Here is a 12,207-nt window from a genome sequence, read left to right as displayed (position 1 = left end):
CCTTCAGCCCGCCCGATCCGCCTAGGAGGCGCCCGCCATGTGGCGAAACTATTTTACCGTTGCGATCAATGCGCTGGCCAAGAACCGCGTGTATTCGATCATCAACCTCTTGGGTCTGGCGATCGGCATGGCGGCGTGCCTGCTGATCCTCGCCTTCATCCGCTATGAAACCAGCTTCGATCGCTGGGTGCCGGGGGGCGAGAACACTTATCAGCTCCAGACCTGGTATGCCGATCCGCGCGACGGACCGCCGTTCTTCCTCCAGATGGCCAGCTATGTTGCCGAAGAGCGGATGCGGAAGGATTTTCCGCAGGTGGAGAGCACCGTCTATCTTCTCGCCGGCAGCCCGACGATCGTGAAGGACGGGCAGGTCACGACGGCGAAGAATTACCTCGTCTCCAATGGCGATCTGCTATCGGTAGTCGACCTGCCGGTACTCCGGGGATCAAAGGGCGCGCTCAACGCGCCGGATACTGCCATCCTCACCCGATCGGAGGCCGTGCGGCAGTTCGGCACCGATGACGTGGTGGGCCGCACGATCAGCCTGATCCAGAAGGGCAAGACCTATGATTACCGCATCAACGCGGTAATCGCCGACCTGCCCAAGAATTCGCATCTGAAGATCAATGCCGTGGTCCGGCGCGATTTCCCGTCCTACTTCGCGCAGGAGCGGGAGTTTCTGACCTGCTGGGGCTGCCAGTCCGGCTGGGTCTATGTGAAGCTGAAGCCCGGCAGCGACGTTGGCGCCATCAATGCGCAGATGCCCGCCTGGGAAAAGCGCAATATTCCGGATGAGAATTTCGGCGGCAATCGCTTCAACCAGGGCGATGACGCTGATTGGAAGCTGGTGCCGATCGCCGATGTGCACCTTGGCAAGGCGCAGTCCGGATCGCTGACGCCGGGCAATGATCGCAGCACCATCGCCACCTTTGCCGTGATCGCTGTGCTGATCCTCAGCATGGCGGTGGTGAACTTCACCAACCTGGCGACCGCGAGGGCGGGCCAGCGCGCGCGCGAAGTGGCGCTGCGCAAGGTATTGGGCGCCACGCGCAAGCAGCTGATCGCGCAGTTCGTCGGCGAATCCCTGCTGGTCGCGCTGATCGCCGTGGTCATCGCGCTGGCACTGGGGGAGCTGCTGATCCGACCCTTCGCGAGCTTCCTCGATGCCGATCTCACCTTTGACTATTTCGGCGGTAGCGGAATGCTGCTTCCCGCCCTGGCGCTGGTGGTGATCGTCGGTCTGCTTGGCGGGCTTTACCCGGCTTTCTTCCTGTCGCGGTTCCAGCCGGCGAGCGTGCTGAAGGCGAACAAGTCCTCGGCGGAAACGCCGGGCAGCGGGCGGCTGCGCAGCATCCTCGTCGTGGGGCAGTTCGCGATATCGATCGCCCTCATCATCTGCACCGCCATTGTCTACGGCCAGACGGTATACGCACGGTCGGTTGATCCAGGGTACAAGCGCGATCATATCCTGCAGGTCGAGAATCTCAGCCGATACCAGCTGATCGGCCGGGGCGAGCAACTGGCCGAGCGCATGCGGCGCGTGCCAGGGGTCGTCGCGGTCGGCCGAACGGACATCGGCGTTGCCACCATGAACAACAGCAACACCGGCGTGCTCGTGCCCGGCCGGTCAGAGCCGGTGTCCCTCGGCCGCTACCGCGTCGATACAGGGTTCCGCGATGCCATGGGGCTGGAGGTCGTCGCCGGCCGCTGGTTCGACCCCGCCCGCCCGATGGACGACCAAACGCTTTCCTTCCCCGAGACGCCGGAGGAAACACGGGCGCTGGTGGCGCGCGGGTCCAATGTCGTGATCAATGAATATGCCGCACGCAAGCTCGGCGCGCGCACGCCGCAAGAGATCATCGGCAAGACCTTCCGGCTCGGCATGGGGCCGGAGGTCGGGGAAATGCCGATCACCGTCGTCGGCGTGGTGAAGGATTCGCGCTTCCGCTCGGTACGTGAGCCGCTGGACCCGATCGTGTTCCTGGGCACGCGAGAAGGCACAACCCATATGGTGATCCGCTACGATGGCGATCCAGCCACCGTTCGCGCCAGCGTCGAGCAGGTCTGGAAGCAGGCGGTCAGCGACGTGCCGTTCGAGGCGCAGTTCAGTGAGGCGATCGTGGAGGACCTCTACAAGGCCGAGGCACGCCGCGCGCAGATCTTCGCCGGCTTCGCGATCCTGGCCGTCGTGATCGCCTGCCTCGGGCTGTTCGGGCTCGCCGCCTTCACCGCCGAACGCCGCACCAAGGAGATCGGCATCCGCAAGGTGCTGGGCGCGCGGACGCTCGACATCGTTCGCCTGCTCGTGTGGCAGTTCAGCCGTCCGGTGCTGGTCGCCAACCTTATTGCCTGGCCGGTCGCCTGGTGGGTGATGCGCGATTGGCTGAACAGCTTTGACACGCGCATGGCGTTGACGCCCCTGCCGTTCCTGCTGGCGGGGGTTCTGGCGCTGACGATCGCGGTGGTGACGATCGCCGGCCACGCCTTCAAGGTCGCGCGTGCCAATCCGATACGGGCACTGCGGTACGAGTAGGGCCGCGCGCCGCACGGGCGAATGCTCAGGGGGTGACGAGGGTGTCGCAGGGCGCGTAAGCAAAAGGAATGCGGCATCGGCTTCCCTCGTCCATCCTGCGTGAATATGACATTCGCGGCACCGTCGGCCGGACGTTGAACGCGCCGGATGCAACGGCGATCGGGCGCGCCTTCGGCTCGATCGTTCGCCGGAGCGGCGGTACCCGCGTTGTCGTCGGGCGCGATGGGCGGCTCTCCTCGCTTATGCTGGAAGCGGCCTTGGTCGAGGGGCTGCGCGCCGCCGGGGCGGACGTGATCCGCATCGGTGTCGGCCCCTCACCGATGCTCTACCACGCGGAGCGCCACCTGGAGGTGGACGGCGGTGTTCAGGTGACGGGCAGCCACAATCCGCGCGACGACAATGGCTTCAAGATGGTGCTTGGCCATCGCCCGTTCTTCGGATCAGACATCATGGCGCTTGCGGCGCTCTCGGAGCAGGGCGAGGTGGAGAGCGGGGCTGGGGGCGTCAGCGATGTCGAGATGCTCGCCGACTATGTCGCGCGCCTGATCGCGGGGGATCGCCTCCACCCGCTGCGCATCGGATGGGACGCGGGCAATGGTGCCGCCGGTCCGGCGATCGAGCGCCTCGTCCAGCTCCTGCCGGGTGAGCATCACCTGCTGTTCACCGAGGTAGACGGCAATTTCCCCAACCATCATCCCGATCCTACCGAAGAGGCGAACCTTGCCGATTTGAAGGCGCTCGTCGCCCGCGAAAAGCTTGATTTCGGTGTGGCTTTCGATGGCGATGGCGATCGCATCGGCGCGGTGGACGGGGAAGGGCGGGTGATCGCGGTGGATCAATTGCTTGCGATCCTGGCGGAGCCGGTGCTGCGCCGCCAGCCGGGCGCGGCGATCGTCGCTGACGTGAAGGCGAGCGCCACGCTTTTCGATCGGATCGCGGAGCTCGGCGGCCGGCCAGTGATGTGGAAAAGCGGCCACAGCAACATCAAGACCATGATGCACGAGGTCGGCGCCCCGATCGCCGGCGAGATGAGCGGGCATATCTTCTTCGGCGAATTGGGCGGCCATGACGACGCGCTCTACGCCGCGATACAGCTGATCCGCGCCATCGGTGGCGGCGGCAGGACGCTGGCTGCGATGCGCGATGCCTTTCCCGATGTGGTGGCCACGCCCGAGCTGCGCTTCCCGGTGGAGGAGGCGCGGCGCGAAGAGGTGGTGCAGGAAGTGCTGGCGCGGCTCGCCGCGGATGGCGCGAGGGTCGATCGCACCGATGGCGCCCGCGTCACGACGGCAGATGGCTGGTGGCTGCTGCGCGCGTCCAACACGCAATCCATGCTCACCGCCCGCGCCGAGGCGCGTGACCAAGCAGCGCTCGACCGGCTGATTGCCACGATCGATGCGCAGCTGGCGCTCAGCGGCGTGACACGCAGCGGATGAACAGAAGGTAGAACGCCAGCCGCCGTGGAATATGGCGAGCCGGCGTCGATGTTAGCGGATCACGATGTCAGGACGGCATCCGGTGCATGGCGCACAGCTTGTTGCCGTCCGGATCGCGGAGATAGGCGAGGTACAGGTTGCCGAACCCGGCCGAGCGCACGCCCGGTGCATCCTCAATCGCCTCGCCGCCATTCGCAACGCCCGCCTTGTGCCAGGCGTCCGCCTGCTCGGGCCCGGACATGGCGAAACCGATCGTGCCGCCATTGGCGTGGGTGGCCGCTTCGCCGTCAATCGGCTTGGTCACCAGGAACAGCCCGCCGTTCAGCATGTAGATCAGGCGACCCTTGTCGTCCTCGATCGCGGGGTTTCCACCCAGCGAGCCGAACAGGGCATCGTAGAATTTACGCGAACGCGCGATATCGTTCGATCCAACCATGACGTGGCTGAACATTGGTCCTCTCCCCTAGACTAGGGGAGTGTCATGCCCACCGGCGGGGCAGGAGTCGAGGGGCGGCTGCATTTCACGCTTCCGCCCGCTTCTCTGACCCGCGGGAGGGATCAGTAAACCACCACGCTGCGGATGCTCTCGCCCGCATGCATCAGGTCAAAACCCTTGTTGATTTCGTCAAGCGTCAGCCGGTGCGTGATCATCGGATCGATCTGGATCAGACCGTTCATGTACCAGTCGACGATCTTGGGCACGTCCGTGCGGCCGCGTGCGCCGCCAAAGGCCGAGCCTTTCCAGACCCGACCCGTCACCAGCTGAAACGGGCGCGTGGCGATCTCTTTTCCGGCCTCCGCCACACCGATGACGATCGATTCGCCCCAGCCGCGATGCGCGCTTTCCAGCGCCTGGCGCATGACGACGGTATTGCCCGTGCAGTCAAAGGTATAATCGCCGCCGCCGTCGGTCATCGCGATCAGATGCTGCACGATGTCACTGACATTCTTGGGGTTCACAAAGTCGGTCATGCCGAACTTGCGGCCCCATTCCTCCCGGTCCGGGTTGATGTCCACGCCAACGATCCGCCCCGCGCCGGCGAATTTGGCGCCCTGAATCACGTTGAGGCCGATGCCGCCCAGTCCGAACACGATCACCGTCGCGCCCGGCTCCATCTTGGCGGTGTTCACTACCGCGCCAACACCGGTGGTGACGCCGCAACCGATGTAGCAGCTTGTGTCAAACGGCGCGTCGGTGCGGATCTTCGCCACTGCGATTTCCGGCAGAACGGTGAAGTTCGAGAAGGTCGAGCAGCCCATGTAGTGGAAGATCTGCTGACCCTTGTAGCTGAAGCGGCTGGTGCCGTCCGGCATCAGCCCCTTGCCCTGAGTTGCGCGGATGGCGGTGCACAGATTGGTCTTCTGGCTGAGGCACGATTTACACTGGCGGCATTCGGGCGTGTAGAGCGGGATGACGTGATCATCCGGCGCGACGCTTGTCACGCCCGGCCCCACCTCGCGCACGATGCCGCAGCCTTCATGGCCCAGGATCGACGGGAAGATGCCCTCGGAATCAAGGCCGTCAAGGGTATAGGCGTCCGTGTGGCAGATGCCGGTCGCCATGATCTCGACCAGCACCTCGCCGGCCTTCGGCCCTTCGAGGTCGAGCTCGACGATCTCCAGCGGCTTTTTCGCTTCGAACGCGACGGCGGCACGGGTCTTCATTGCGGGCTCCTCAATTGGGCTGGCCGGCCTTCTAGGCTGAAACGCAGCGATTTTCATCACCGCTACGAAAGCGGCGGGCGTTGCGATCAGGCCAGGGCGGCACGCAGAATGGCGCGGGTGCCGCGGTGCGCGGGATCATATTCGACGTTCGACTGGAGGCTCTGCGCCATGGCGCGGATCAGCTTCGTGCCGACGCCCGTGCCCCCCGGCGAGATGCCGCCGGACATGCCGACGCCATCATCTTCCACCGCCAGCAGGAACACGTCTTCGCCTTCCCGATGCAGTGCGACGCGCACCTCGCCGCTTCCGGCGGGATAGGCGTATTTGCAGGCGTTGCTCACCAGTTCAGTGACGATGACACCCAGCGAGACCGCGCGGTCCGTGGGCAGCCGGATCGCGTCCGCCACCAGCCGGAGCGCGCGCGGGCGATCAACCGTCGACCAGGTTTCCGCCAGTTCATCAACCAGAGTGCCGAGATACTCGCGCATGTCGACATGCTCCACGTCGCCGCCCGTGTAGAGGCGGCGGTGCACCTGTGCGATGGCGCTGATCCGACGCTGCGTGTCCTCCAGCGCGGCACGGGCGCCTGGATCGCTGAGCGCGCCAGCCTGAAGCCGCACCATGGCCGACACGAGCTGCAGCGAATTGGCGACGCGGTGATTGACCTCGGCAAGCAAAGCCTCGAGCCGCGCGTTGGACACGCGGAGCGACTCCTCGGCCGCCGATTTCTGCTTCTCAAGCTGCGCATGGGAGACCACGGCGCGAAAGGATGCGTCGAGCAGGTCGAAGAAATCGTCGCCCACCGATTTGACGACATAGTCCGATGCACCGGCGCGCAGGGCGGCAACCGCGACCCGCTGTTCCTCCGATCCGGTGACATAGACGACGCTCGGCGGATCGGGCAGCTCGCGCAATCGGGCGAGCGTTTCCAGCCCGTCGATCCCCGGCATGTAATGATCGACGGCGACCAGATTGAACTTCTGCTCAGCGGCGATGCGCACGCCGAGCTCGCCGCCTTCCGCGGTGGTGACATCCCAGCCCCGGCGCGCGAGCGCGCGCGAGGCCAGGCGCCGAATGCCTTCATCATCGTCGATGTAGAGGATGCGATCCATCAGGCCACCATGACCGGATCGCACCGGACCACGCGTGCGTGAACCGTCGCCTCAAGCGATGATGCGATCAGGGCCACGACCTGGCTCATCCCTCGATGTCGGGAACCTGGATGACGGACAGGAACAGACCCAGCTGGCGGATCGCCTGCGCGAAGCTCTCATAGTTCACCGGCTTGGTGATGTAGACGTTGGCGCCCAGATCGTAGCAGCGCTGGATCTCGCGGCTGTCGTCCGTGGTGGTGAGCACCACAACGGGCGTGCGCTTCACCGGCCCTTCCGACTGCTTGATCTTCGCCAGAATGTCCGTCCCGCTCATGTCCGGCAGGTTGAGATCGAGCAGCACCAGCGCGGGGCCGTTCAGCATCGGGCCTTCGGGCGCGTTGAAAAGGTAGTCGAGCGCGCTTGTCCCGTCGAGGAAGTGCTTGATGTCGTTCAGAATGCCTGCGCGACGAATATTCTTCTCGATGAGGCGGGCGTGACCTTCGTCATCCTCGATCATCACGATGCTGACGGATTGATGTGCGTTCATCTCAAGACTTTTCCTGCAGGCTCAGCGTCGGCGGAAGCGATAAGCGGAAGGTTGCCCCTTCGCCAAGCGCCGAGCGCAAGGTAATCGTACCGCCGAGGCGATAGGCGAGGGCGCGCACATGGGCCAGGCCAATCCCTTCGCCGGGCTGGTCCTGCGCACCCGAACGGCGGAACAGGTCAAACACGCGTTCATGATCCCGCGGATCGATACCGCGGCCATTATCGGATACGGTGATCCACACCCGGTCGCCAGCCGTGCCGCCGCTGACCTGTACCTCGACGGGCCGATCGGGATGCCGGTATTTCACCGCATTCTCGATCAGGTTGGAAAGGATCTGTTCGATTGCCACCCGGTCGCTGACCAGCCGCGGCAAGGTGCCGTCCACCTCGATGCTGGCGCCGGTCTCGTCAAGCCGGTGGGCCATGGAGTCGCGGATCTGATCGACCATGCGAGTGAGGTCGAGCAGCTCGGGTGCAAGCACGCGGCGGCCTTGCCGCGACAGGGCAAGGATGGCGTTGATCAGCCGGTCCATCTTCTGCGTGGAGGTGCGGATGAAACCAATCGCCTCGGGCAGATCCTCTTGCGCTGCCAGGCGCGCATCCTCGGTAAGAAGATCGGGCGCGTCCTGTTGCACCTGCTGAACCATCTCGCGCAGCGCGGCCGTTGCGGCTTCCAGTTCAGCGGTGAACCCCATCACGTTCACCAGTGGTGAACGAAGGTCGTGGCTCACGATATAGGCAAATCTCTGGATCTCGTCATTGGCGCGTGACAGGTCCGCCGTCCGATCCACGACGATCGCTTCGAGGCTTTCGTTCAGCTGCTGAAGCTGTTCGCGCGATTGCGCGAGGTCGGTGGTGTAGCGCACCACGACCAGCAGTGATGCCAGCGCGACGGCGACCAGCAATATACCCGCGACCGCCAGCACGGTGTAGAACAGGTTGAGGCTGCGTTCCTGCTGCGCGTCGCGGCTGGCCAGCAGCTTGCGCTCCTCGCGGGCCATGGCGTCGAAGATCTTGCGGATGTTGCCCAGTCGTGTGCTGCTCAGTTCCGCCTGGAAGAGCTCATTGGCTTCCGAGATCCTGCCGTCGACGATGAGCTCGACGCTTCGCGTGCGCAGCGCCACCAGTTCCCGCAACTGCTGTTCCAACTTGCGAACGTTCGATTGCTGGCGGGGATTGTCGTAGGTGAGCTGGCGCAGCTTCTTGGCGAAGCGGGGCAAGGCGTTTGCCGCATCGGTATAGGAATCAAGAAAGCTGGTCGTCTCGGGCGAAAGCAGGAAGCCGCGCCGTGTCGTCTCGCCCTGCTCGATCAGCCGCCGTGTGTCGGCGATCGCCAGCTCGACTTCATAGGTATGGGACACGGCCTGGCTGTGCCGCGCCAACTCGCCCGTCACCCAGGCAGCGGCGATGCCAGCCGCGATCAGCGCGAGAAAGCCGATGGCCATGAAGCCAATCAGCACGCGCCCAATCTTGCCTTCGCCCGCAGCGAAGCTTTGCCCCCGTTCCCCGGCCATCGCTGCTGCGTCTAGGAGCGGATCGGGAAAAACGCCAGAGGTGCTGCCTTGACCTGAGTCAAAGTAGCAGTTCCTGCGCGCTCATGCGGCCGACCAACCCGCCGCCACGGCGACGCGCCAGCTCCGTTTCGGCGGTGAACCGCACGTCGGGATCGCGATCGGTCAGAAACTTGACGAGGCTTTCTTCCTCGATCTCGTTCCACGGCTTGCCCCGATCGGGGCCGAAGCGCACGCGCGGCAGAAGGGCCGGAATGCTCGACCATTCGAGCAATTGCGCGACGCTAGCCTCGTTCAGCTGGTCGCGCAGATGATGGGCCGTGACATAGGCGTCCGGAAAGGCGCGGTGGGCTGGCAGACCCCGCTCGTGATCCAGCCCTGCCGGCTTACGCCAATAGCGCAGCACCTGGTTCGAGAAGCTGGGAGAATCGGGCCACAGCCGCAGCGCGCACTTCCAGGTGCAAATCCACTCCGCGCCATGGGTAAGCGCGGGGGTGCAGAATTGCTGTTCGAAATCCGCGCGATGAGCGGCAAGCGCCACGCGGCGGGGATAAGGATCAAGGACGTTGCGGGCGACGTCGTGCCACCAAGGTGCATCGGCCACGTCCTCATCACGGATATGATGGATCGCCTGCGTGATCGGCGGCATCGACCGGCCCGGATTGACCAGCCGCTGCCCGCCCTCGCCATACAGCTCCCAGCGGCCGTCCGCCCCCAGGGCGACATCCTGCCATCCGATTTCGCAAACCCCATGCTGGGGCGGGGCGTTGCCAGTGGTCTCTAGGTCGATGACGCGGATGATGCTTGGTTGGCGACGCATGCGCCCCATGTGGGGGCTGGCGGCGGCGCTGTCATCCATTGGGTTACAAGTTCGCGTGCAGAGCTTAACCGGCCCGGACGCTCCCGCCTCGTCATCGGACCCATTTGCACCCCGGTGACGCGATCATGTCTGCCCGCGCCGCTTAGGCGGGCGCCATCACCGAAAGCAGGTCATCGACACTGCCGACCGCGAAGGCGCTAAATTCGTCTCCGATGGCATAAGGCAGCAGGATGCGCCGATGATGGAGCAGCGCACCGCAGCTGTAGGTGACATTGGGAACATAGCCGCCGCGCTGCTCCGCGCTGGGGAACAGGAGCGGGGAGGGCGTTCGGGCCAGCACCTTGCAGGGATCGGCCTTGTCCAGCAGGCAGGCCCCCACACAATAGCCGCGCACCAGGCCAACGCCGTGGGTGAAGACGAGCCAGCCCTCGTCGATTTCGATCGGTGAGCCGCAATTGCCCATCTGAACGAATTCCCAGGGATATCTGGGCCCCATGATCCGCTCGCCGCTGTCCCATTGCTCCAGCCTGTCAGACCGCAGCAGCCAGATATTCTCGTTGTCCTGCCGCCCGAGCATCACGAACTGCCCGTCAATCCGCCGCGGAAAGAGCGCCATGCCCTTGTACCCGGCCATCTTGCCGGTCAGCGCGCGCATCTCCACCGTGCGCATGTCGATGCCGCGCAGCAGCTCGGCACGCGCCGTCATGCCGTCGAACGCCGTATAAGTGCCGATCACGCTCTGCGTGCCGTCGTCGTCGGTGAAGTTGACCAGCCTCAGGTCCTCGATCCCTGATCGCTGGCTGGGCAGCACGGGGAACAGCACGGTTTCCGATACGTCCGCGCTGTCGGTGCAGAGCAAACGCATCCAGCCGTCCAGTTCCTTGTCGAGGCGGGGCGGCATGCCGTGCTCGCTGGCGGCATCGACGACGATCGTGTTGCCGCCATTCCACCGGCCAGTGCGGAAGGTGACGGACGAGATATGTCCTTCCCCGATCCCGCGCAGCGAGAGGAGGAAGGGCAGTTCGTCATCCTCTATGTCGGCGTCGGGCAGACGGATGATGCTGGGGTTGAACAAGGCCGCGGATTCGAACGCATATTCCTGGCTGAAATAGGCGCCGATCAGCAGCCGGTCCGTCTCGTCCAGCTGCCCCGGCAATTGGAGGTCGCCGGCAACATCGTCGAAACGGCGCAGGAACGTCGCGTCGGCATTTCGATGGCGCTCATGCATCGGCTTTTCGATCAGGTTGCGCATCCGCTGGCGCATGGGCTTGTCGAGCGACAACAGCCGGTCGGCAACCTGCTGCATCCGTTTGGGCCGATCGTTGCCGAACGGTTCGGGATAGGCGAAGCTGAACGGGCGGATCACGGTGCGCGAGGGATCGGGTTTGAGTTCGATCTCCAGCGTGGTGAAGACGTCCGCTGCTTCCATCAGGTCGAGCCCTTGTTGGGAGTGTTGTCGGAGGTAGAGGCCGCTCATGAACGATCAACCGGGCCTGAGGATGCCTCAGGCGCATCGACACTGGCCAGGAAGACGGTGCGAGTGGGAAAGGCGATGCCGATCCCGGCGGCGGTCAGCCCCTCATAGATCGACAGCAGCAATTCCTGCCGAACGATCGTGCTTTCGCCGAAGTCGCTGACATTGATGTAGGAGAAGACCTCGATATCCAGCGAGCTTTCACCGAAGGCGGTGAAGCGTGCGCGCGGACCATCCTGCAGCACCTTGTCATGGCTTTGCAGTACCTTTTCGATGATGGCGACGGCCTCGCGCACCTTGTCGGCAGCGTTGCTATATTCGATGCCGATCGTCGGCGCGAAGAGGAAGCGGTCGCGCTTCGCGAAATTCTCGATCTGGCGCGAGGAAAAGTCGCCATTGGGAATGGTGACAACCGTGCGGTCATTGGTGCGGATGCGGGTGGATCGGATGCCGACATCCTCCACCGTGCCAACCACATCGCCCACGCGGCAGAAATCACCCACCTGCACCGGACGATCGGCAATGACGGTGACGCTGCCGACCAGGTTTTCGACCGTCTTCTGCGCGCCGAGCGCCAGCGCGATACCGCCGATGCCGAGCGCGGCAATCCCCGTCGTCACGTCAATCCCAAACGTGTCGAGCACGGCCACGACGCTGAACACCAGCAGCAGGATCTTGGCCGCACGGCGCAGCAGGCTGACGACCGACACTGCCTGGCGCCGCGACCCGCGATGCGCACGGGCGATCGCGACGTCCGCGATCGCGTCCACCAATCTGAGGCCGAACCAGACAAGCGCGATCGCTGCGACCCCGCCGGCATAGCGCAGCAGCGTCTGCCGCGCGACGATCGCGACCTCCACCTTCTCCGCCCAGCCGTAAAAGGCGATTACCGCCAAGAAGAGGCTGAACGGCGGCAATGCGGCATGGAAAAAGCGGTAAAAGCCGTTGGCGTCGGGGTCCGAGATACTCCGTCGCATCACGGCGAGTACGGCGGTCGACAGCAGGCGCAGCACAACGAAGCTCAGGATCGCGGCGCCGATCAGCAACCCCCAATCCTCCACCGGCGCGCCGCCGACGTTGACCCCGGTGATCTCGGCAGTTGGCGCGCTCGTCGCGGCGGTGGTGGCC

The 12,207-nt window shown here is 64.7% G+C and carries 10 protein-coding genes; 2 read left to right on the top strand and 8 right to left on the bottom strand.

Translation table 11 applies throughout. The annotated features are described in order from the left end of the window. Positions 1 to 37 precede the first annotated feature (37 nt). Together AX702_RS20810 and pgmG are read left to right on the top strand one after the other, a co-directional pair. Positions 38 to 2,533 (top strand): ABC transporter permease, encoded by a 2,496-nt coding sequence (locus AX702_RS20810; RefSeq protein WP_066782261.1) that lies wholly within the window; start codon positions 38 to 40, stop codon positions 2,531 to 2,533. A gap of 68 nt (positions 2,534 to 2,601) precedes the next feature. Then, positions 2,602 to 3,969: a phosphoglucomutase/phosphomannomutase PgmG gene (gene pgmG / locus AX702_RS20805; protein WP_066782260.1), complete on the top strand. Its 1,368-nt coding sequence runs from the start codon at positions 2,602 to 2,604 to the stop codon at positions 3,967 to 3,969. A 67-nt stretch (positions 3,970 to 4,036) separates the two neighbouring features. Here pgmG and AX702_RS20800 read toward each other — a convergent pair whose 3' ends face one another. The 8 genes from AX702_RS20800 to AX702_RS20765 form a co-directional block, all read right to left on the bottom strand. Then, positions 4,037 to 4,420, bottom strand: coding sequence for a VOC family protein (locus AX702_RS20800; protein ID WP_066782259.1), 384 nt, complete (start codon positions 4,418 to 4,420; stop codon positions 4,037 to 4,039). Positions 4,421 to 4,527: 107 nt separating this feature from the next. Beyond that, positions 4,528 to 5,634 carry an S-(hydroxymethyl)glutathione dehydrogenase/class III alcohol dehydrogenase gene (locus AX702_RS20795; protein ID WP_066782258.1) on the bottom strand — a complete coding sequence of 369 codons (1,107 nt, stop codon included), beginning with the start codon at positions 5,632 to 5,634 and terminating at the stop codon, positions 4,528 to 4,530. 86 nt (positions 5,635 to 5,720) lie between these two features. Beyond that, positions 5,721 to 6,746 carry a sensor histidine kinase gene (locus AX702_RS20790; RefSeq protein WP_066782257.1) on the bottom strand — a complete coding sequence of 342 codons (1,026 nt, stop codon included), beginning with the start codon at positions 6,744 to 6,746 and terminating at the stop codon, positions 5,721 to 5,723. An 85-nt stretch (positions 6,747 to 6,831) separates the two neighbouring features. Next, positions 6,832 to 7,275 carry a response regulator gene (locus AX702_RS20785; protein WP_066782256.1) on the bottom strand — a complete coding sequence of 148 codons (444 nt, stop codon included), beginning with the start codon at positions 7,273 to 7,275 and terminating at the stop codon, positions 6,832 to 6,834. Position 7,276: 1 nt separating this feature from the next. Beyond that, entirely contained in the window at positions 7,277 to 8,788 is a 1,512-nt protein-coding gene (locus tag AX702_RS20780) for a sensor histidine kinase (protein WP_066782255.1), read from the bottom strand. Positions 8,789 to 8,846: 58 nt separating this feature from the next. After that, the gene (locus AX702_RS20775) at positions 8,847 to 9,605 is read right to left on the bottom strand and encodes an exonuclease domain-containing protein (RefSeq protein WP_066782263.1); all 759 of its coding nucleotides are present in this window, start codon (positions 9,603 to 9,605) and stop codon (positions 8,847 to 8,849) included. A gap of 142 nt (positions 9,606 to 9,747) precedes the next feature. Further along, positions 9,748 to 11,034 (bottom strand): glycoside hydrolase family 130 protein, encoded by a 1,287-nt coding sequence (locus AX702_RS20770; RefSeq protein ID WP_082746406.1) that lies wholly within the window; start codon positions 11,032 to 11,034, stop codon positions 9,748 to 9,750. A 44-nt stretch (positions 11,035 to 11,078) separates the two neighbouring features. Then, on the bottom strand, positions 11,079 to 12,207 hold a 1,129-nt coding region (locus AX702_RS20765), incomplete at its 5' end, for a mechanosensitive ion channel family protein (protein ID WP_156455618.1).

It is taken from the genome of Sphingomonas sp. CCH5-D11 (assembly GCF_001557395.1).
Classification (GTDB): Bacteria; Pseudomonadota; Alphaproteobacteria; order Sphingomonadales; family Sphingomonadaceae; genus Sphingomonas.
Note: the sequence above shows the minus strand (reverse complement) of the source record. Positions and strands in the feature narration are given on the sequence as shown.

What these genes read in the sequence shown, in the direction of transcription:
- AX702_RS20810 (WP_066782261.1), top strand. Translation starts at nt 38, where the DNA reads ATGTGGCGAAACTATTTTACCGTTGCGATCAATGCGCTGGCCAAGAAC.
- AX702_RS20770 (WP_082746406.1), bottom strand. Translation starts at nt 11,034, where the DNA reads ATGGAAGCAGCGGACGTCTTCACCACGCTGGAGATCGAACTCAAACCC.
- AX702_RS20785 (WP_066782256.1), bottom strand. Translation starts at nt 7,275, where the DNA reads ATGAACGCACATCAATCCGTCAGCATCGTGATGATCGAGGATGACGAA.
- AX702_RS20775 (WP_066782263.1), bottom strand. Translation starts at nt 9,605, where the DNA reads ATGCGTCGCCAACCAAGCATCATCCGCGTCATCGACCTAGAGACCACT.
- pgmG (WP_066782260.1), top strand. Translation starts at nt 2,602, where the DNA reads ATGCGGCATCGGCTTCCCTCGTCCATCCTGCGTGAATATGACATTCGC.
- AX702_RS20790 (WP_066782257.1), bottom strand. Translation starts at nt 6,746, where the DNA reads ATGGATCGCATCCTCTACATCGACGATGATGAAGGCATTCGGCGCCTG.
- AX702_RS20800 (WP_066782259.1), bottom strand. Translation starts at nt 4,420, where the DNA reads ATGTTCAGCCACGTCATGGTTGGATCGAACGATATCGCGCGTTCGCGT.
- AX702_RS20780 (WP_066782255.1), bottom strand. Translation starts at nt 8,788, where the DNA reads ATGGCCGGGGAACGGGGGCAAAGCTTCGCTGCGGGCGAAGGCAAGATT.
- AX702_RS20795 (WP_066782258.1), bottom strand. Translation starts at nt 5,634, where the DNA reads ATGAAGACCCGTGCCGCCGTCGCGTTCGAAGCGAAAAAGCCGCTGGAG.